Here is a 20,586-nt window from a genome sequence, read left to right on the forward strand (position 1 = left end):
CAGGGCAGCCATGCCGGGCATATAGGCCCCTGGCATCGCTGCCCTGCGGTATTGCCACCTGCGACGGCAATCGCCGGATTCAGGCGCGGGCGTCACTCGCCAAAACCCGCCGCGCGGCAACCTCCACCTTGGCTCGTGCACGCCAGGCCAGCACGCAGGCGCACAATACGCCGCAAGCTAGGCAAGCCAGCATTCCCGTCTGCCCGAGGTGATCCAGCAGCCAGCCGGCTGCGACAGGCACAGCCAGGCGGGTCACGGTAAACAAGCTGGATTGCAAGCCATAATCCGAGGCATTGCGCTGACGTCGCGTGAAGAACAAGGTCAAGCCGAACATCAAAGCCGACACCGCTCCCATGGCCGCAGCCAGCAGCAAGGCGCTGCCGATCAGCCAGACGCCCCCCAGGCGCAAGCCTATGATGGCGGTCAACAGCAGCAGCGCCACCAGGGCTGCCAGCAAATAGCAGAATACTGCCCTGCCAGCGCCCAGCCACATCGCCAGCCGTCCCCCCAGGAGACTGAACACGGCCCCCGTCAGCCCCCCGACGATACCGATGATGAACGCTACCTGCTCCAGCGGCATCCCCTGATCCAGCATCAGCGGCTTGAGGTATAGCCAGGCCGCGCCCAGGAATGGAAAACCCATCAGCAAAAGCCAGGTCCACTGCCGTGCCCCCGCCTGACTGAAGAAGCCGATCCAGTCGGCCACAAACCCTTCCAACGGCGCTTCGTCCTGCCTGGCGGATGCTGCCGAAGGTAGCGGCAAGCCAGCCTGCCCGCGCAGCCATAGAAAAGGCAGGCATCCCAGCGCCAGGGCAGCCCCCATCAGCCAGAACGGCATCTGCCAGCCATGATGGGCCTGCACCAGAATCATGATACCGCCCCCGATGATGGCTCCCAGGAACAAGGCCGCCGAACGGATGCTCCCGGCGCGCAATTGCTCGCCACGCGGCAGGCACTGGACTGCCAGCGCATTGAGCGGAATGTCAGCCCAGGTGGTAGCGATACTGATGGCGAAAGTCAGCCCGAAGAGCCACAGCGGCTGACTGATCAGGTTCTGCCTGCCAATCTGCCAGTACAGCACAAGCACCACCAGGCACAGCCCCAGCAACCAGTTCACAAAATGTCCGTGGCCCAGCCGCACCCGCTGCACCGGCACGGCAAACAGGAACTTGAAGATCGCTGGAAGCGCCGCCAGCTGGAACAGGCCGATTTCCGTCCCGCTCCAGCCATGCTGGCGCATGACCAGCGGCATGCCGAACATCAAATAGATGCTGGGCACGGTCAGTGCCAGGTTCAGCCAGCCAAACAACAGCTGCAAACCGAATATCCGGGTCTTGTTCACATTGTCCGCCTTGCCTTGCGGGCCACCAGCGCCGTTACCGGGGCCACAGGGAAACAAATATCACCGGCCAGTTCCACGCTGGCAAAACCCGCCTGCCTCAATTGTCCGGCCATTTCTCGCGCCGGCAAGACATGACGCCCCATCATGCGCATATTGAGGTAATAGGCCAGCACCCGGTGATCCGGCAGCACCGCGCTATCACCATCGACCTGCGCATGACAGCAGACCAGTACCCCGCCTGGTTTCAGGGCGCGGAACAAGCGCGCGAGCAAGGCGGGCACGTCGGGCACGAAATGCAGCACCGAGGAGCACCAGATCAAGTCATAGCCCTGCCCGACCTCATCGCGGGCAATATCGCCCCCCTGCGCGCGCAAGCGGCTGGCCAGGCCCGCGGCGTCGATATTTTCCTGGGCCACGGCAGCCACTTCCGGATACTCAAACACCACGCCTTCCAGCATGGGCAGGCGCTGTGCCAGCGCCACTGCCACCAGCCCCGGCCCGCCGCCCAGATCCAGCAAATGCCGGCTCTCCGGATACTCCGGCAGGCGCTCCAACACAGACAGCGCGCCCTGGATCGACGCCGCACGCTGCTCCTGCGCAATCTGCAAGCGCGCCGCTGCCGCCCAGGCCCGGCCCGCAGCTCCCGGGACAGCCGGCGCTTGCGCCGCAACTGAACCGCCCTCATCCGGTAGCAACAACGCATCGAGCTGTGCGCCAGACTGCCGCAATACCTTGTGCCGGTATAGCAGCGCATCCCCGCAATACAAAGGCGAAGCCAAGGACAGATAAGGCGCCAGGGCAGGCGCCAGGCGATAAACAGGCCCGGCGTCAGCAATCCTGCCAGCGGCGTCAACTGAAGCCTCGACGCGTTCCACCACGCCCATGGCCCACAGCAATTCGATCAGCTTTTCCAGGCGCCCGGCATCCACTGCCAGCGCACGTGCCAGCTCAGCCATCCCACGGCAACGCGCCAGCTGCTCCGGAAGCTGCAATTGCAATGCCACACGCAGGGCGTCCGCTTCCAGCCCTGCCAGCTGCCTGTCCCAGTACACCTGCAGCGGATGTTCCTGCGCCACAGCAATTCCAGCACTCATGAGCGGCCTCCGCCAATCGTTTCCGAACGGCACGGGAACGTACCGAATAAAATAATCAACTCATTGATAATCATGGATTTTTAAGAAAAAAGATGATGTATTAAGCACATCTCGATAACCAAACAATGATATATTTAATGAGAATTATTAATTTTTGTTCTATGCAAAAAGCATGAAAAAGTATGCGTGGCACTGCAGCGCACCGATACGCATGCTTCCTTCCGGAGAATCACAGGGATGAATACTCGCGCAAGCGTCTGCCGCCTCGCCGCCGACGAGCCCCGGGCATACCAGTCCCTGGGGCACGGCAGAACCCGCATCCAGTTGCCCGAAGACCTGGGGCGCTGCTTTCATGACTTTCTCGAACTGGAACCTGGCCTGGGCTTGGGCCGCCTGCACTACCATCCGCTGCAATCGCTGGTCGAGGAAACCAATGGCCCGCACCGGGGCCGCGTCATGGTGGTCACTATCGGCCTGCAAGGCCGTTCCAGCTATCTGGGCCAAGATGCCACCCGCCTGGAATTCCAGGCCGGCCACACCACCATCACCGCCTTCCAGGCCATTCCTGGCGAGCGACGCTACGAAGCCGGCGATACCGTCGCGCAACTGCGTATCGTGGCTGACGAGCAACTCATCCGGAAATACCTGGGCGACACCCGCACCATCCAGCTATTCGGTAACAGCCGCCTCAATCGCCTGGCATTCCGCGCCGGATCTCCCATGACCCTGTCGCATGCAGCAGCACTGCTGCGCCATCTGCAAGCCGACCAGGAAGCGCCATCACGGCTGGATCTGCACATCCATGCGCTCAGCCTGTTGAATGAACAGTTCAACTTGCTTGCACCGCGCCAGGATGCAGCGTCCTGCGCCATGGCGCCACGCGATCTGGAGCGGATAGAGCACGCCCGCGACATGCTGGCTGAACACCTCGACAAGCCCCTCACGCTGGACTACCTGGCCACCACCACCGGCCTGAACAAAAACAAGCTCAAGGAAGGCTTTCTGCATCTCTACGGTTCGACGCCGGCAGAACTACTGCTGGAACTGCGCATGCGCAAGGCCCATGCCCTGCTGGAAGCCGGTCAGCAAGTCTCGCAGGCGGCTTGGCAGGTGGGCTACAAATACGCCAACAACTTCACAGTTGCCTTCACCCGCTACTACGGCCAATCCCCCAAGGCGATTTTCGGCAAACGCGTGGAAGACCGCTGACCCCCTTGCACCGCGCCTGACCGGCACCGCTCAGCATGCTACCTGCCTGCCCGGGGCGGCCATAGCCGCCCGCGCCCAGCCCCGGCGGCCGCCGCCGCGTCTTCTCCCCATACCCTCCCAGTCCCCCCTCTCTCCTGTACGCCCCCCCATCTGCCGCCCGCATACGAAATCATGCTTTTTCCATATGAAATCGTATGAGACGCATTCTTATTTACAGATAAGATTTGATCCGACATAGCTACTCCAGGACGGCGGCACTCTCCTGACACCCTGCCGTTCACCAACTTCCCCGCTTTCGGATCTGTCTACATGCCACCCAGTCTGCACCCGGCCGCGCACCCTTTCGCGCTACGCCAATTGGTCATTTTCATCGGACTCGCCCTGAGTGTGCCCTTGAGCACCCCGTCAAATGCACAGGCAGCCGGCGCCATCACCGAGCCAGCCGACACCGCGCTTCCGGACAACAGCACCGTGACCACCCTTGAGGAAGTGCAAATCGAAGGCAGCTACGAAAACCGCGACGAACACGGCCGCAACCAGGTTTTCGACAAGGATGTCGTCAACGTCTATCAGGGCAAGGAAGAAATCGAGCGCTACAAAGGCGCCACGGCTGGCGACCTGTTCAAGGGCATGAACGGCGTCTACAGCGGCGACAACCGAAACAGCGGCGCGCTGGACCCGAACATCCGCGGCGTCCAGGGCGAAGGCCGGATTCCCGTCACCATCGACGGCACCGAGCAGGCCACCTCCATCTGGATGGGACCTGCAGGTGTCGCCAACCGCAACTACATCGACCCCAATCTGGTCGGCAGCATCATGGTGGAAAAAGGCCCCTCGCTGACACCGGGACTCAAGAGCGGCATAGGCGGTGCGGTGCAGGTCAGGACGCTGGAACCCGATGACATCATCCAGCCGGGCAACACCTTCGGCATGGAACTCAAGACGGAAACAGGCACGAATGCCGTGCGCGCGCAGGAGAACTGGAAGAGTCTTTTCGGGCAGGATTACCGGGATGTCGAGGGAGCATATAGCTCCACTGATGGGCAAATCAACGTGGGAAAAAGCTGGGGTGGCCTGGAAGTGGCCCCGAGAAGCGGTGCCAGCGGCAAGGACTTTAATTTTGACGACAACTCGTTTCGCCTGGCCATGGCGAAAAAGCATGAGCATTTCGACTTCCTGGCAGCCTACAGCTACCGCAAGCGCGGCAACTACTACAGCGGCACCCATGGCGCGGAAAAATACCAGACGGATACCTGGCAGGACCAGGCCACCGCGCAATTCAATGCCGATGGCGGTATTGGCGGTTTGCAATCGAACTACGTGGCCAATTACTTCCTGCCCGGCCAGGAAGTCACCAACACATCGAACAACCAGGAATCCTACCTGCTGAAGGGTTCACTGTACCTCCCCCATGACCAGTCCATCAAGCTGAGCTACATGCACAGCAACCAGCAATATGGCGAAAGCCTGCCCTGGCTGGTGTCCTGGGCCGTGCGCGACGAAGTATTAGAAGGCAACCAGGCGCAACTGCCCTACAGCAAGGTCAAGCAGGACACGCTGAACCTGGGCTACAGCTTCAAACCGGAAGGCAACAAGTACATCAACCTGAATGCCAACGCCTGGATGACCGACAGCAAAAGCTGGCGCCACCAAAATGGCGATTTGGTCTATGGCATCACCGGCGATGGCGAGTATCACAGCGGTGATGGCCTCTGGAACAACCATGTCCGATGCAATGTGCTAGGCGGTGACATTACGATTGACTGCACCGATGTTCCTGGCACGCCGCCAGAGAAACTGTCCAATGTCGATGATGCCTACACCATCTATCCAAAAGCGCTGCAGATTTCCACGCACAAACGCTGGGGCTTCAACCTGAGCAATACGGCGGAACTGCACCCTCGCCTGCACCTGACCCTGTCGGGTGACTTCACCAAGGAAAAGCTGCGTCAATCGGACGCATCGGAAGGGATGCGTGTAACGGAACTGACCTGGGGTGTCAATCATTTGGGCCCCCGCAGCGGCACGCGCCAGCAATGGGATTTCGCCTTCAACTTCGACTGGAAACCTGTCGACTGGCTGCAGCTTTACGCTGGCGCGCGCTACAGCGACTACTGGTCGTTCGATGACGGCCTGGCAGAAAAACGGGCTAATCAGGTAGAGGCTTATAAAGTTTCTGAAAGCAGCATCACCGCCAAAAGATATAACTATTACCGATTGCTGAGCGATGAAGAAGTAAGCGCCATCAAAGCAACTTCCTATGCCACATATCAGTCCCGGATAGACCGATACACTGGCACCCGGTTGGAAAACTTCCTGGCGCAATACCCTGATGCAGAGACTTTCGCCCAAGAAGCCTGGTCCAACAAAATTGATGGCGTCTGGTACACCACTTACGACGCAAATAATTACATCGAGGTTCCCTACAATAATTCCTTTGAGGGCTTTGCCGACAACAATCCCTTTCTGAACGGCACCATAGACCTCAATGCCTGCACCGAAAATGCACAAGGCCAGGAAGGTTGCATCGCGAATTTCGTTTACCCGGGCACCAACAACAACGTCTACAGCTATGCCACCGACATAGATAGCTGGCAACAGCCAGAAAAAAAGAAAGGCCATGCCTGGGCACCTCAATTCGGCGCCAATATCTCTCTGACGCAAAACACCAGGCTATACGCGCGCTACGCGGAATTCATCCGTTTCCCAAGCCTGTATGAAGATACCCAAGCTGTCTGGGGCTACAAGGCGACATACCTGGCCGCTTCCGCCAGCAAGCCTGAGCATGCCTATAACTGGGAAGTCGGCTATGTGCATAACCTGGCTGATTATTTCCCCAGCCTGGAATATGCCGATTTCCGCATCAACTATTTCCACAACACCATTCATGACTATATAGACCGCGATAACACCTTCAATATCGTCCAGTTCGACAAGAAGAAGATGACTGGTATTGAACTGCAAACTCGCATGGATAGTGGCAGATTCTTCGCCAACCTGGCTGGCACCTATCGCCTGAAAAACGAAATGTGCGACCGCGATTACGCCTCTTATCTGGACCCGGTCCAGAACCGAATTCCCGCCTGCATTACCGCCGGCTTCCCGTTTTCGTTTTCCCGCACCAGCCTGCAGCCGAAATACTCCATCAATCTGGATGTAGGCACCAGATTGATGGACCGCAAGCTGGAAATCGGCGGCCGCATGACCTATCACAGCAGCGCGAACAATAAAGACGAGGAAGCGCTCGCCGTTACGGGTCTCTCCTACGCCGTCAACCGGCCTTATTACTGGAACCCGATCTGGGTCTTCGACGCCTACGCCAGCTACCAGGTGAATGACAACCTGTCGCTGGACCTGGGCATCAACAACATCACCAACCGCTACTACATCGACCCGCTGGCACGGGTGATGCAACCCGCCCCAGGACGCACGATCAAGGCCGGGCTGACGGCGCGGTTCTGAACGCTAATTTCAGATTTTTTGTCCGTTTTTTTGAAAAAACGGTCGTCAACCAACCTTAACCTTAAGGAAAATTGAAATGAAGAAACTCTCGAAACTCGCCATCGCTTCCACCCTGGCCATGATGTCCATGCAAAGCATGGCAGCCACTGTGCTCGGCGGCGCAACGACCGCTTACGTAGTCGCAGGCCCTTCGACGCTGCAAGGCCCTGACCTGGCCGGTATTTCCATGCCTAGTTCGGCTGCTGGAACGCCCCTGCCACAATCTGGCATCGTCAGCTTCGCGGGTGGCCCGATCGCGCAAACAAAGGCCGCCTATAACGATCCCAACCATACGGGCTCCTACTACTACATCAAGATCGGCACCACCACGTTCTCCCAAACGTGGAAAGCAGAAACCGCCAACGGCACGGAAATCTATGCCTACCGCCAGATCAGCGATCCGCAACCGAATTATCCTCACTTTGGCGGCGAAGTCGTCGCCAAGGTGCCAGGCTACGAAGTCTATTTCGGTGAGTGGGCACCCAAGGGGTCGAATACCGGCATGGGCAACGACACCAACCTCAACCTCGATAACGACCTGCATACCGCGTTCTATGTCGGTGAGAACCCCACCACCAGCATGCCCACGCTGGTCAACGCCACCTATGACGTCGTAGGCGTGTCTCAGTACAACCCGGGCACGCAGGACGGCGTCTATACCGGCATCCTGACGGCGAACTATGGCGGCGGCAGCAACACGCTGACCGGCAACATCGACTACGTCAGCTTCGCCAACACGACCATCTCCGCTGACGGCTCCTTCGCCAATCTCGACGGCAGCATCAAGGGGCACTTCTACGGTGATGCGGCAGAAGCCCTCGCCGGCTACTACAAGGATGATCTCGTCCCCAGCGACAGCATGGCATTCGGCGGCGCCAGGCAATAACCCGCCGCCCTCCGCGATCACTCGCTAAGGCCGCAGGAAAGGGGCTGGTTCGCCCCCTTTCCTGCCTTTTTTCTCTCTGCGCCCCCATAGGCTTTCCCATGCTGCCCCGCTTTTTCCTCGCCATCATGGCGCTGTCCGGCCTGCTGACTGCTACCGCGCAGGCCGACGATGACGACACCCGCCTATTGCTCAACCAGATCGACCAGCGTACCGCCGAGCGGGAACGAGGCTATTTGCCTGAAGAGACGCCGCCAGGCATGGATCCCGCCTCTCTGATCACCATCGGCAAAACGACCTACAGCGTGGAAAATACCTTGGCTGACCTGGAACCGGCCATCTACGTGTCGATGAACTTGCGACAATGGCCCAAGCTTGCCCAGTTCGTCCAGAAATACCAGCAATTGCCCAGCTACGACACCAGCCTGGTTTTACTGGCCGAAGGCATGCTGGCGAGAGAGGCACGCGACTACGGCACAGCAGAACGCAAGCTGGAGCAAGCCTTGCAAGCCAACCCGCAGTTCTCCCGGGCCAAGCTGGAGCTGGCGCGCATGTATTTCGAGAATCAGAAATCCCGCGAAGCCGCTGAGCTGTTCAAACAGATTTCCATCGCAGGCATTCCCGAGGCAGTCAGGCCGGTTATTGAAAGTTTCGAGAATGCGCTGGGCGAACGCAATGCCTGGCATGGTTCCTTTGCCCTGGGCATGGGCTACAACAGCAACATCAACCAGGCCAATGGCATGAGCACGCAGTTCATCACTTGCCTGTTGCCAGGCATACTCTGCCGCCAGGCCACACGCACCATGCCAGCACCCATCTCGTCGGCCATGCTGAGCTATGACTTCGCCGCCATGCGGCGCTACCCGCTTGCCGGACATCACAACCTGCTGGTGCGCGGCATCAGCTACGGCAAGCTGCCTCGCCAGAATCGCCTGGCCGACAACGTGACCACCCACTACGACGAAAGCACCAGCCTGCTCTACGCGGGCTATAACTACCTGAGTGCGAGCCAGGATGTTTCGCTGACGCCGCTGTTCGAGCACAACTATGGCAATCACCATGTGCGCTACCAGGCGGCAGGGCTGCGGCTGGACTGGAAATACACCCTGGCCCCTGGCGCGCAGCTTGGCGTGAATGCGCAACGCAAACACTTCAGTTTCCGTGGTCAGGAACGCCAGTACTTCGCCAACTACGATGAAAACCAGTTCGGCCTCTACGGCTCCTACCTGCTGAACCCGAAGACCGCGCTTTATGGAGGCTTCAACTTCACCCGGAAACTGTTCCCGGATCGCACGGCAAGCAGCAAGGAATACATGGCGAACCTGGGCATGTACCGCCATTTCGATATCGGATTCCGTCTCAATGCCACCGCACTCTACCGACGCATACGCAACGACGAATTCAACGGTTTGATGGGCGGCAGGCGCAAGGATCACCAGCAAATTTACATTGTGAATCTCGCCATGCCCCGGCTGGCATTCGCTGGTGTCACGCCCAATCTGTACCTGAAACGCACGGTCAACAACAGCAGCCTGGACTGGGCCTATGCGTATCGGCAAACAGAAGCCATATTGAAACTCGAAGCCAGCTTCTGAGAACACAACAAGCCTGTTGCCTGCCTGCTTGCCCGGGTCCATGGCACAGGCTCGCATTGCCTGGCAAGCGGCTTGTCCGTCCCATTCAGGAAGAAGCGGAAATCGTACCGCCTACAGCGGCCCCTTGAACACAAACCAGGCCCCCAGCGCAATGAAGCCGAAGCCCACCAGATGGTTCAGCGTCAGGCTTTCCTTCAGATAGACCACCGAAAAGACGGCGAAGACTGCCAGCGTGATGACTTCCTGAATGGTCTTGAGCTGGGCGGCACTATAGACACCGTGGCCGATGCGGTTTGCCGGGACGGCCAGGCAATATTCCACCAGCGCGATCCCCCAGCTGATGAGAATGACTTTGGCCAGGGGGCTGTTGGGAAACTTCAAGTGCCCGTACCAGGCGATTGTCATGAAGACGTTCGAAGCCAGCAACAGCAGAATGGGGATCAGTTTGGGCGCCATGGCATACCGTCGATCTATCATCGGGACGGCTATTATGCCCCGCGCAGGCATGCCGCCCACAGCCAGACAGGCATCACGATGCGCTGTCTGGCACCGTTACGCAGAATGCTCCCGGCCTTCTGCGTAACGGTAACGGGCGAGCGGCTTACGCCATCGTCATCAGGCTGGCGTTACCACCCGCTGCCGCTGTGTTCACGCTGAGCGCGCGCTCGATGACCAGACGTTCCAGCGGGATGTCCGCTGCACCCGGCTTCAGGCTGGCGATACTGACGATGATGCCGTCACGGCTGGCGATCTGCTGCTGCAACTGCAGCAGCGAGGCTTCGTCGCCATGATGCAGGGCAGCGTCGAAGCTGGCCGTTGCCAGGTCGTCCGCCAGCAACACGCTGCTGCGGACTTCCTGCGGCAGTTGCTGGTGCAGGGTACGGGCCACGCTGTCCTGGCCATTCCAGACCATGCGGCTGCCCACGGCCAGGACCGCTGCCAGCTGCACGATGTAATCGCGTTCGCTCGCCGCTACGCCCAGGACGGCCATGCGCGGCAGCACGCTATACACGTTGTTTTCGCCCGTCGGCCCTGTCAGCGCATAGCTGTTGCCACTGAAGAACGCCATGGGTTCGCGCACCGGACGCACGCCGGGGTTCTGGCGCAGCCATTGCGCCAGGGCTTGCGCCGCTGCCGGCAGTGCAGCACGCTGTTGTGCGGCGCCCGTGGCAAAGGGCGTGGCCAGGGCCTTTTCCGGGCGCGTCGTCAGCAGGCGGTACAGATAGAGCGGCCCGCCGGCCTTGGGGCCGGTGCCTGACAGCCCTTCACCGCCGAAGGGCTGCACGCCGACCACTGCGCCCACGGTATTGCGGTTCACGTACATATTGCCGACATGTGCGCCTGCCACCACGTGTTCGATGGTTTCGTCGATGCGGGTGTGCAGGCCCATGGTCAGGCCATAGCCGGTATTGCGGATCTGCGCCAGGATGTTGTCCAGTTGCTCGCGACGGTAGCGAATCACGTGCAGCACCGGCCCGAAGACTTCGCGCTGCAGGTCGGCCAGGTCCGGCAATTCGATCAGCGTCGGTGCCACATAGGTGCCGTGGGCGGTCGCGGCGCCACGCGCGGCCTCGCCCCCCAGCGACAGCTGGTGCACGGGACGTCCCTTGGCACGCAGTTGCTCGATGTGGCGGTCGATATTGGCCTGGGCTTCGGCGTCGATCACCGGGCCGATGTCATTGGCCAACAACGCAGGGTTGCCCAGGCGCAGTTCGGCCATGGCACCCTTGAGCATGGTGATGAGACGGTCGGCCGCATCTTCCTGCACGCACAGGACGCGCAGGGCCGAGCAACGCTGGCCGGCACTGTCGAAAGCGGAAACAATCACGTCCTGCACCACCTGTTCGGTCAGCGCGGAAGAATCGACGATCATCGCATTCTGGCCACCGGTTTCGGCAATCAGCGGCACCGGCTGGCCATTGGCGCCCAGGCGCCGCGCCAGCGTGCGCTGCAGGATGCGCGCCACCTCCGTGGAACCGGTGAACATCACGCCCTGGACGCGCTCGTCCGCCGTCAGGCGCGCGCCCACGACACTGCCGCTGCCGGGCACCAGTTGCACGGCTGCACGTGGCACGCCAGCCTGCCACAGCAGGCGTACGGCCTGCGCCGCCACCAGCGGAGTCTGTTCGGCAGGCTTGGCCAGCACCGTATTGCCGGCAGCCAGGGCGGCCACCACCTGGCCGGTGAAGATCGCCAGCGGGAAGTTCCACGGACTGATGCAGACCACCGGACCCAAGGGACGGTGCGTGGCATTGTCGAACTGGCTGCGCGCCTGGGCCGCGTAATAGCGCAGGAAGTCCACGGCTTCGCGGACTTCGGCGATGGCGTTGGCGTAGGTCTTGCCGGCTTCACGCACCAGAATTCCCATCAGCGGCTGGATTTCCGCTTCCATGGCATCGGCAGCACGATCCAGCATGGCGGCGCGCTCGGCCACCGGCACGGCGGCCCATTGATGCGCGTAATCATGGGCGGCCTGCAAGGCGGCATCGACCTGCTCCACACTGGCGGCATGCATGGTACCGACTGCATCGCGCAGGTCCGACGGATTGCGCACCCGTTCGGCTTCGCCCAGCTGGTCCAGCTCCACCGCCAACATGGGGCGCGCCACCAAAGCGGCACGAGACGACTCGCGCAGGTTGGCGACCAGCTGTTCCAGCTGCTGTTCATTGGCAAGGTCCAGGCCGCTTGAATTGCGGCGGGCGCTGCCATACAGATCCAGCGGCAGCGGAATGCCCTGGTGCGGCAGGCCCAGCGTGCCTTCGGCGGCGGCCATGGCTTCGACCAGCGTCACCGGATCGCGTACCAGCTCTTCCAGGGAAATGCCCTGATCCGCCACACGATTCACAAACGATGTATTGGCGCCGTTTTCCAGCAAACGGCGCACCAGGTAGGCCAGCAGCGTTTCATGCGTACCCACCGGTGCATAGATGCGGCAGGGACGGCCCAGCTTGCCTTCGCTCACCGGCCCGACCACCTGTTCATACAGGGGTTCGCCCATGCCGTGCAGGCACTGGAATTCATATTGGCCGGGCTGATAATTTTCCGGGCCGGCCAGTTCATAAATCGTGGCCAGGGTCTGCGCGTTGTGCGTGGCGAATTGCGGGTAAATGGCATCCGGCGCGCCCAGCAGCTTGCGGGCGCAGGCGATGTAGGACAGATCGGTGTAGGGCTTGCGCGTATAGACCGGATAGCCGTCCATGCCGTCGATCTGGGCACGCTTGATTTCGCTGTCCCAGTAGGCGCCCTTCACCAGACGGATCATCAGGCGCTGGCCGCTGCGCCGCGCCAGGTCGATCACATAGTCGATCACGAAGGGGCAACGCTTCTGGTAGGCCTGGATGACGAAACCGATGCCCTTCCAGCCCTTCAGATCCGGCTCGAAGCACAGGCGCTCGAGCAGGTCCAGCGAGATTTCCAGGCGATCAGCCTCTTCCGCGTCGATATTCAGGCCGATATCGTATTGGCGCGCCAGGCGTGCCAGCTTCAGCACAATGGGATACAGCTCGGCCTGCACACGTTCCACTTGCGCACGGCTGTAGCGCGGGTGCAACGCGGACAACTTGATGGAAATCCCCGGGCCTTCATAGACGCCACGGCCATTGGATGCCTTGCCGATGGCGTGAATGGCCTGTTCGTAGTCATTCAGGTAGCGTTGTGCATCCTCCGCCGTCAAGGCAGCCTCGCCCAGCATGTCATAGGAATAGCGGAAGCCCTGCGGCTCCAGCGAACTCGCGTGGCGCAGCGCTTCTTCCATGGTTTCGCCGGTGACGAACTGTTCGCCCATCATCCGCATCGCCATGTCCACACCCTTGCGGATCAAGGGTTCGCCACCGCGCGCGATCAGGCGTCCCAGCGAAGCGCTCATGCCCTTTTCGCTATGGGTAGCCACCAGCTTGCCGGTGAGCATCAGGCCCCAGGCTGCCGCATTGACGAACACGGACGGGCTTTGACCGACGTGTTCTTTCCAGTTGCCCCGGCTGATCTTGTCGCGGATCAGGACATCACGCGTCGCCTTGTCGGGAATACGCAGCAGCGCTTCCGCCAGGCACATCAGCGCAATCCCTTCCTGTGACGACAGCGCAAATTCCTGCAGCAGGCCTTGCACCAGGCCGGCTTTGCCGGACGCCGTCTTGCGCTGGCGCAGCGCACTGGCGACCTTGAGCGCCAGCGCCTGGGCGCGGCCGGAAAGATCCGCCGGCAGGCGCGCACGCTCCAGCAACCAGGGGACAGCTTCGGTTTCAGGCCGGCGCCAGGCCGCCGTAATGGCAGCCCGCAATTCGGATTGCGGCGCCAGCGGCGTCACATGGGCAAACGGGGCGGCGGCAGGAGCAGCAGCAGAGGAGGCCTGGGGGGCGGCTACAGGAGCGGAAATGGACATAGGATCATCCAAGAAAGACACAGGCGGATATCGCCAAATTTTTTGCTATTATCTTTGAAGATGATTAAAATTTTTCTCCATAAAAATCACCATAAATAGAGAAAAAATCAAAATGAGCACCGGGGAACACGAGTTAGACCGAATGGACATCCGCATCCTCGAACTGCTGCAGCAGGACGGCCGGATTCCCAACACAAAACTGGCCGAAGCCGTCTCTTTATCCCCTACTGCGGTACTCGCGCGAGTTCAGCGCCTGACCCGCGAAAACTACATCCTGGGCTACGAAGCACGACTCAATCCACGCAAGCTGAAAGCCGGTTTGCTGGTATTTGTGGAAGTCCTGCTCGACCGCACGACGCCGAATGTCTTTGAAGAGTTCAAGCTGGCCGTGCAAGACCGCCAGGAAATCATGGAATGCCATATGGTGGCAGGCGGCTTCGACTACCTGCTGAAAACCCGCCACGACAATATGGAAGCCTATCGGGATTTCGCCGGCCGGGTGCTGTGGCAATTGCCGGGGGTGCGCGAAACCCGCACCTATGCGGTCATGGAAGAGGTGAAAAGCTCCATGGCACTGGATTTGACGCATGCCTGGTAGGCCGGCCCCTACCCTACCCCTGGCCTGCAGGAAAAACAGAAAAAAGAAAACAATTAATTTAACAAGGAAAACAAACAAATAAGGAAAACCCTTTATACACAGCAATATACGGGTTATTCCCATCGGTAAATCCTGGCCATATATTTATCATAATTAACAAAATAACCAGGAGACCACCATGTTGAAAACCCAGTTCCGCGCGACGGCCTGGCTGGCAGCCTGCGCCAGCGCCATCGCCTTGCCCGCTGCTGCCGATGTCACCATCGGCGTTGTGTTGCCCTTGACCGGGCCGACCTCCGCCCTGGGCCTGCAGGTCCAGAATGGCATCAAACTCTGGCCAGATGAAATCGCTGGAGAGAAACTCAAAGTCATCGTCATGGACGACGCAACCGATCCCACCGTCGCCATCCGCAATACCCGGCGCCTGATCACCGAAGACAAGGTCGATGTGATCGTCGGCTCGGCCGCCACGCCCATTGCGCTGGCCATGGTAGATGTAGCGTTGGAGTCGAAAACGCCGCAGCTGGCGGTATCTCCGCCCCCGATTCCGCCTGGCAAGGAAACCTGGACCTTCCGCCTCGCCCCCTCATCGGCCACGATTGCGGAAGCCATGTTCGACCACATGCAGCGCCAGGGCATCAAGACCCTCGGATTCCTGGGATATACCGACGCCTACGGTGAGTCCTGGCTGCAGGATGTCAGCAAAATGGCGGCAGATCATGGCATAGCGCTTTCCGCTGTCGAACGTTTCCAGCGAACCGACAACAGCGTGACCGGCCAGAGCCTGAAGCTGGTAGCCGCCAATCCGGATGCCGTCCTGATCGTCGCCTCCGGTTCCGGTGCAGCCATGCCGCACCGGGCCATGGTCGAACGCGGCTACAAGGGCAAGCTTTACCAGACCCACGCGGCCGCCAGCCGGGATCTGCTGCGCGTCGGCGGCAAGGCGCTCGAAGGCGCCTACGTCCTGTCCGGGCCTGCTGTCGTCGCGGAACAGTTGCCGGCGGATTTCCCGTCCAAACAGGCAGCCATGGACTACGTCCAGCAATACGAGGCGAAATACGGTCCCGGTACACGCAATCAGTTCGCCGCCCACGCCTATGACATCCAGGAACTGCTCAAGCATGTCATCCCCATGGCGCTGCAATCCGCCAAACCGGGAACGCCCGAATTCCGTGCCGCACTGCGCGACGCGCTGGAGGCGATGCCGGAACTGCCCGTCTCCCAGGGCATGCTCGATTACACCCCCAGCGATCACTGGGGTTTTTCGCCGAAAAGCACAGTCGTGTTGAAAGTCGTCAATGGTGATTGGCAACTTGAACCCAAGGACTGAATCCCGCCACCTAAAGATATCCTCCCTGGGCAACAGGGAGGATTTCCCTGCTCATGCAGTGAATCCCTAGCGAAAACTCAGCGGCTACCTGCATTCTCTCCATGCAACCGGGCCATAATATAGACCTGCGACAATCAAGGTCCGACATGGAAGAAAAAGACCCGCAAGCCCTTTCGAGCTCATCCACGCTGGATACCAGTTGCCTGCACCATGTACTGGGACACCAGTTGGCCATGGCCACCGCCCCTACCCGCAAGGTATTCATCAAGCACATCGGCCAGCCGCTGGATCTGCGGCCGGCAGAATTCTCCATGCTGCTGATCATTGCCAACAATGCAGGCGTCACGCAAAAGCAGCTGGCCCAGGCGTTGGCCCTGCCGGCACCGAAGGTCACTGTCATGCTGGACCGCCTGAGCGAAAAAGGCCTGCTGCTGCGCGAGCGCAATACCACGGACAAGCGCTCCATCCGTGTGCACCTGACTCCCGCAGGACAGGAACTGGCCGACCGCGGCTACCAGATTTCCCTGCGCATGGAAAACGACCTGCTGCGCGGCCTGACCCAGGCAGAACGCTTCATGCTGCTGGAACTGCTCAACAAGGTTGCACGCCGTTCCCGCTAAGGCCGGGCCCGTCCCACGCTCTTCCTACCCACACGGCAGACAACAGCGCCACGGCTCATGCAGAAGCCGGCGCAGCTACTTTTTCAAGCAAACGCATCAACTGTTGCCGCTCGCCGGTGTCCAGCCGTTCTGCCAGCGCACGCTCGTAGGTATCCATTTTCCGCCGCAGTGCCAGCAGCTCTTCGCGTCCCGCGCCCGTCACCGCCAGCGCATGGCTGCGCCGGTCGCCTGGTACCGGGCAACGCTGCACAAAACCATGGCGCTCCAGCGTATCTATCACCTTGACCACGCTGGCACGGTTGACCTGCAGGTGTTCCGCCAGCGCCGACTGGTTCATTCCTGGATGCGTGGCGATCAACGATAGCGCGGTAATTCGCGCAGGCGTCAGTGCATCCGCACCCAGTATGCCGAACAACAGCTCGTAGGAACGAACCTGTGCGCGCCTCAGCGCATAGCCCAGCGCGTCATGGCACAGATCCAGCGCCAGGTTCTCAAGTGCGGCAGGCGCCTGCCCGATATCGGCCAACACCCGGTCCTCAGCGTGCACCATCCACTTGCCTCCCGGCCAGTTCGGATAAGCCAACTAGCCTAAAAATCAATTATCAAAAAAAACAAAACATGCATTTACATGTGTGTATCTCAACCTGCAAAACAGCTGACAGATTAAGGGAAAAACCTATGAAAAATTACCTTTCATGGCCCTTGCAGCAGAAAGAATAGCATGACAGACTGTTATCCAAATAAACAATTAATAAAGATAACTAAATGGCACGGACACCCAGTATCCAAAAAAGAGCGTCCGGCCTGGCAAGGAGAAGACAATGCCAACCCCTCGGAACACCCCGCTGGTGACACTGGACATAGACGGTGCCATCGCCACCATCACCCTCAACCGGCCGGAGAAGCGCAATGCTCTCAGCATGGGCGTCATCCATGAGTTGCAGGATTGTTTTTCCGGCCTGCCCGGCAGCGTCCGGGCTGCCATCCTCAAGGGCGCAGGCACACACTTCAGCGCCGGACTGGACCTCAGCGAATTGTCCGACACCAGCACAGCCGAAGGCATCCATCAGTCGCTGGCCTGGTATGAAGCGTTTTCACGCATTCAGTTCGGCCGCGTCCCCGTGGTAGCCGTGCTGCATGGCGCCGTTGTCGGCGGTGGGCTGGAGCTGGCCTCCGCACTGCATGTCCGCATCGCAGAGGAAACCGCCTATTTCGGTCTGCCGGAAGGACAACGCGGCATTTTCCTGGGCGGCGGCGGCTCCGTGCGCATCGCCAAACTCATCGGTTTTTCCCGTGTCACCGAGATGATGCTGACAGGCCATGTCCTGGACGCCAGGGAAGCCCATGCCACCGGCCTGGTGCATTACGTCACGCCTCCCGGCGCCGGCATGGCCAAGGCCAGGGAACTGGCGGAACGCATCGCGGGCAATGCGTCGATGTCCAATTTTTCCATTTTGAATGCCCTGCCGCTGATCGCCGAGCAGCCCATGTCCCACGGGCTGTTCACCGAAGCGCTCATGGCAGCCATCGCACAAGGCGAACCGGCTGCCAAGGAACGCCTGCAGGCATTCCTGCAAAAACGCGCCGCCAAGGTCGTGCCCGGCGGCTAAGCCCACGCCCCGCCTCCGCCATCTGCCCAGGATTTGGCCTGCCACCCGCAGGCATCTGCCGCCCTGCGCCCGCCCTGACCGGCACGCAACGGCAGCCTACCGCCAGCCCCACTGCACGAGGAGACCATGAAGCCCACCCCTGATGCCGCCCATTTCACTCCCCCGGCCGCACCGGACATCCGTCCGTTCTTCCGTCCGGCCTCGGTTGCCATTATCGGCATGTCCAGCAAACCCGGTTCCGCCGGACAGGTCGTGCTGGCCAACCTGATCAATGGCGGCTACCAAGGACCCATCCACCTGGTGGGCCGCAGCGGCGGCACACTGGGCGAACGCCCTGTCCTGACCGATATCTCCCAGCTTCCCGACGGCATCGAGCTTGCCATCCTGATGCTGCCTTCCGAAGCCGTGCGCGATGCCGTCCAGGCCTGCGTGGCGAAAGGCATACGGGGCGCCGTTTGCTTTGCCTCCGGCTTTGCGGAAATGGGCGAGGCCGGCCGCCAGCAACAGCAGGAAATCGCCGCCATAGCCCGCGCGGGCGGCCTGGCCCTGCTGGGCCCCAACACCGTGGGCTATTTCAACTACGCCGATGCGTTCTACGTGATGATGGTGCCCTTGGTTCTGCCACCGCGCCTGAACCCGGAAGATGGCCCGGCCATCGCCATCGTGGCCCAGAGCGGCGGCGTGGGCGCCCATATCGCCGCCTCGCTGCTGGCACGCGGCGTACCGCTGTCATACATGATGACCACCGGCAACGAAGCCCAGACCGGACTGGCGGAAATGGTGCGTTTCTATGCCGCAGACCCGTATACCGGCGCCATTGTCATTTACGCCGAGCAAATCCGTTCAGCCGCCGATTTCCTGGATGCCGCCCGCGCGGCGCGAACGCAGGGCAAGCCTGTCATCATGCTGCACCCAGGCCGCAGCGAGCAATCCCAGGCAGCGGCGCAATCCCATACCGGCGCTCTCGCTGGCAACCACGCCGCCATGCGCTTGATGGCCCGTCATGCCGGCGTGCTGGTGGTGGACACCCTGGAAGAAGTCATTGACGTCGGCCAATTGATGCTGCGTTACCCCACCCCGCCCACCGGCGGACTGGGGCTGGTCACCGCCTCGGGGGCCATCTGCGGCCTGGCGCAAGACTATGTGGACACCCTGGGCCTGGCCATGCCGCCGCTCTCCCCGGCGCAGGCCGAAACGTTGCGCGGGCACTTGCCGGCTTTCCTGCCATCGCGCAATCCGCTGGATATCGGCACTTTATCCGCCTACCAGCCCTCGATTCTGGAGACCGGTGTGGCCGCACTGCTGGCCGATCCCGGCATAGGCAGCCTGCTGGCCTCCATGCCCATGCCCGAACCGGCCGCCTCGGTTGAATGGCTGAACTACTTTCTGGCGGGCGCCGCAGACAGCGGCAAACCGGCGATCTATGTCATGCAAAATGAGGACACGCCACCGGCAGCCGACTTTATTGCGCTGGCGCGCAAACATCGCGCCGTCATCATGCGCTCCCCGGAGCGCGCCTTGCGGGCGCTGGCTTGCGTCACCCGCTTCGGCCTCGAACAGTCCACCGCTCAGTCCACCGCTCAAGCCGCGGCACAGACCGCTACACAGACCGCTGCACAAACCGCCAAGCAGCCCGCCATGAACACGCCTGGCGCCATGGCTGCTCCCGCTGCCACCGCCACTGCCATCATTACCTCTCGCGCCCATGCCTCCAGCGCCCCGCCCGAGCCATGGCCTGCGATGGCGCCAGGCGCCCAAGCCGAATGGCTGGGCAAGCAGGTTTTGCGGACGCTTTCCATTGCCACGCCGCCGGGAGACCTGGCGCGCTCCCTGGAAGACGCCCTGCATATTGCTGCCGGTATCGGCTATCCCGTCGCCCTCAAGGCCCAGGCTGCCCATCTGACACACAAAAGCGACGCCGGCGGCGTCTTATTGAATATTGCCGATGCGGACGCCCTGCGCGCGGCCTGGCAGACTTTGCAGGACAACATCCGGCGTGCCGCGCCAGATGTGGAACTGGACGGCGCTTTGGTCGAGAAAATGGGCGCGCGCGGCCTCGAACTCGTGGTTGGCGCCAGCCGTGACCCGCAGTGGGGGCCGATTCTGATGGTTGGCCTGGGCGGTATTTGGGTCGAAGCGCTGGGCGACGTGCAATTGCTGCCGCCAGACCTGCCGCAGGACGCCATCATCAGCAAGCTGCTGGCGCTCAAGGGCCATCAGCTGCTGCGCGGGTTCCGCGGCCAGCCTGCCGTGGATCTGCCCGCCGTGGCCAAGGCCGTCGCGCAGATCGGGCACTTGATGCTGACGCGCCCTGAGATTGCGGAAATAGACATCAACCCCCTGGTGGCCTACCCGGAAGGCCAGGGCGTCATGGCGCTTGATGCGCTGCTGGTGACCCGCTGAACCCGCGGCATGGCGCCTGCCAA

The 20,586-nt window shown here is 61.1% G+C and carries 14 protein-coding genes; 9 read left to right on the top strand and 5 right to left on the bottom strand.

Annotated features, from left to right (window positions below; all coding sequences use genetic code 11):
* Positions 1–79: 79 nt before the first annotated feature.
* Together EV679_RS11505 and EV679_RS11510 are read right to left on the bottom strand one after the other, a co-directional pair.
* Positions 80–1,342 carry an MFS transporter gene (locus EV679_RS11505; RefSeq protein WP_130487277.1) on the bottom strand — a complete coding sequence of 421 codons (1,263 nt, stop codon included), beginning with the start codon at positions 1,340–1,342 and terminating at the stop codon, positions 80–82.
* Positions 1,339–2,436, bottom strand: coding sequence for a class I SAM-dependent methyltransferase (locus EV679_RS11510; protein ID WP_130487278.1), 1,098 nt, complete (start codon positions 2,434–2,436; stop codon positions 1,339–1,341). The genes EV679_RS11505 and EV679_RS11510 overlap by 4 nt, the downstream gene beginning before the upstream one ends.
* Positions 2,437–2,673: 237 nt before the next feature.
* Here EV679_RS11510 and EV679_RS11515 point away from each other — a divergent pair, with 237 nt between their 5' ends.
* The 4 genes from EV679_RS11515 to EV679_RS11530 all read left to right on the top strand — a co-directional run bounded on the left by EV679_RS11515 (position 2,674) and on the right by EV679_RS11530 (position 9,624).
* Positions 2,674–3,645: a helix-turn-helix transcriptional regulator gene (locus EV679_RS11515; protein ID WP_130487279.1), complete on the top strand. Its 972-nt coding sequence runs from the start codon at positions 2,674–2,676 to the stop codon at positions 3,643–3,645.
* Positions 3,646–3,954: 309 nt separating this feature from the next.
* Positions 3,955–7,107 (top strand): TonB-dependent receptor domain-containing protein, encoded by a 3,153-nt coding sequence (locus EV679_RS11520; RefSeq protein WP_130487280.1) that lies wholly within the window; start codon positions 3,955–3,957, stop codon positions 7,105–7,107.
* A 76-nt stretch (positions 7,108–7,183) separates the two neighbouring features.
* Positions 7,184–8,032 (top strand): Slam-dependent surface lipoprotein, encoded by an 849-nt coding sequence (locus tag EV679_RS11525; RefSeq protein ID WP_130487281.1) that lies wholly within the window; start codon positions 7,184–7,186, stop codon positions 8,030–8,032.
* A 98-nt stretch (positions 8,033–8,130) separates the two neighbouring features.
* A complete protein-coding gene (locus tag EV679_RS11530; RefSeq protein ID WP_130487282.1) occupies positions 8,131–9,624 on the top strand; it encodes a surface lipoprotein assembly modifier in 1,494 nt (497 codons plus the stop codon).
* A 111-nt stretch (positions 9,625–9,735) separates the two neighbouring features.
* Here EV679_RS11530 and EV679_RS11535 read toward each other — a convergent pair whose 3' ends face one another.
* Both EV679_RS11535 and putA read right to left on the bottom strand, forming a co-directional pair.
* Positions 9,736–10,080, bottom strand: a complete 345-nt coding sequence (locus EV679_RS11535) for a DMT family protein (protein WP_130487283.1) — start codon at positions 10,078–10,080, stop codon at positions 9,736–9,738.
* 145 nt (positions 10,081–10,225) lie between these two features.
* Positions 10,226–14,002 (bottom strand): trifunctional transcriptional regulator/proline dehydrogenase/L-glutamate gamma-semialdehyde dehydrogenase, encoded by a 3,777-nt coding sequence (gene putA / locus EV679_RS11540; RefSeq protein ID WP_130487284.1) that lies wholly within the window; start codon positions 14,000–14,002, stop codon positions 10,226–10,228.
* A gap of 112 nt (positions 14,003–14,114) precedes the next feature.
* On the opposite strand from putA, the gene EV679_RS11545 reads away from it, so the two are divergent.
* The 3 genes from EV679_RS11545 to EV679_RS11555 all read left to right on the top strand — a co-directional run bounded on the left by EV679_RS11545 (position 14,115) and on the right by EV679_RS11555 (position 16,550).
* Entirely contained in the window at positions 14,115–14,600 is a 486-nt protein-coding gene (locus EV679_RS11545) for an Lrp/AsnC ligand binding domain-containing protein (RefSeq protein WP_068371656.1), read from the top strand.
* A 178-nt stretch (positions 14,601–14,778) separates the two neighbouring features.
* Positions 14,779–15,930: an ABC transporter substrate-binding protein gene (locus EV679_RS11550; protein ID WP_130487285.1), complete on the top strand. Its 1,152-nt coding sequence runs from the start codon at positions 14,779–14,781 to the stop codon at positions 15,928–15,930.
* A gap of 146 nt (positions 15,931–16,076) precedes the next feature.
* A complete protein-coding gene (locus EV679_RS11555) occupies positions 16,077–16,550 on the top strand; it encodes a MarR family winged helix-turn-helix transcriptional regulator (RefSeq protein WP_068371650.1) in 474 nt (157 codons plus the stop codon).
* Between the two features lie 55 nt (positions 16,551–16,605).
* Here the strand turns inward: EV679_RS11555 and EV679_RS11560 are convergent, their stop codons facing one another.
* Positions 16,606–17,100, bottom strand: a complete 495-nt coding sequence (locus tag EV679_RS11560; protein ID WP_130487286.1) for a MarR family winged helix-turn-helix transcriptional regulator — start codon at positions 17,098–17,100, stop codon at positions 16,606–16,608.
* A gap of 271 nt (positions 17,101–17,371) precedes the next feature.
* On the opposite strand from EV679_RS11560, the gene EV679_RS11565 reads away from it, so the two are divergent.
* Positions 17,372–18,160 (top strand): crotonase/enoyl-CoA hydratase family protein, encoded by a 789-nt coding sequence (locus tag EV679_RS11565; RefSeq protein ID WP_130487287.1) that lies wholly within the window; start codon positions 17,372–17,374, stop codon positions 18,158–18,160.
* Positions 18,161–18,286: 126 nt separating this feature from the next.
* Complete coding sequence (locus EV679_RS11570; protein ID WP_130487288.1) at positions 18,287–20,563, top strand: acetate--CoA ligase family protein; 2,277 nt, start codon at positions 18,287–18,289, stop codon at positions 20,561–20,563.
* The last annotated feature ends 23 nt before the right edge of the window (positions 20,564–20,586 follow it).

It is taken from the genome of Kerstersia gyiorum, assembly GCF_004216755.1.
Lineage (GTDB): Bacteria > Pseudomonadota > Gammaproteobacteria > Burkholderiales > Burkholderiaceae_B > Kerstersia > Kerstersia gyiorum.

What these genes read in the sequence shown, in the direction of transcription:
- EV679_RS11560 (WP_130487286.1), bottom strand. Translation starts at nt 17,100, where the DNA reads ATGGTGCACGCTGAGGACCGGGTGTTGGCCGATATCGGGCAGGCGCCT.
- EV679_RS11555 (WP_068371650.1), top strand. Translation starts at nt 16,077, where the DNA reads ATGGAAGAAAAAGACCCGCAAGCCCTTTCGAGCTCATCCACGCTGGAT.
- EV679_RS11530 (WP_130487282.1), top strand. Translation starts at nt 8,131, where the DNA reads ATGCTGCCCCGCTTTTTCCTCGCCATCATGGCGCTGTCCGGCCTGCTG.
- EV679_RS11550 (WP_130487285.1), top strand. Translation starts at nt 14,779, where the DNA reads ATGTTGAAAACCCAGTTCCGCGCGACGGCCTGGCTGGCAGCCTGCGCC.
- EV679_RS11545 (WP_068371656.1), top strand. Translation starts at nt 14,115, where the DNA reads ATGAGCACCGGGGAACACGAGTTAGACCGAATGGACATCCGCATCCTC.
- EV679_RS11535 (WP_130487283.1), bottom strand. Translation starts at nt 10,080, where the DNA reads ATGGCGCCCAAACTGATCCCCATTCTGCTGTTGCTGGCTTCGAACGTC.
- EV679_RS11565 (WP_130487287.1), top strand. Translation starts at nt 17,372, where the DNA reads ATGCCAACCCCTCGGAACACCCCGCTGGTGACACTGGACATAGACGGT.
- EV679_RS11510 (WP_130487278.1), bottom strand. Translation starts at nt 2,436, where the DNA reads ATGAGTGCTGGAATTGCTGTGGCGCAGGAACATCCGCTGCAGGTGTAC.
- EV679_RS11525 (WP_130487281.1), top strand. Translation starts at nt 7,184, where the DNA reads ATGAAGAAACTCTCGAAACTCGCCATCGCTTCCACCCTGGCCATGATG.
- EV679_RS11520 (WP_130487280.1), top strand. Translation starts at nt 3,955, where the DNA reads ATGCCACCCAGTCTGCACCCGGCCGCGCACCCTTTCGCGCTACGCCAA.
- putA (WP_130487284.1), bottom strand. Translation starts at nt 14,002, where the DNA reads ATGTCCATTTCCGCTCCTGTAGCCGCCCCCCAGGCCTCCTCTGCTGCT.
- EV679_RS11515 (WP_130487279.1), top strand. Translation starts at nt 2,674, where the DNA reads ATGAATACTCGCGCAAGCGTCTGCCGCCTCGCCGCCGACGAGCCCCGG.
- EV679_RS11570 (WP_130487288.1), top strand. Translation starts at nt 18,287, where the DNA reads ATGAAGCCCACCCCTGATGCCGCCCATTTCACTCCCCCGGCCGCACCG.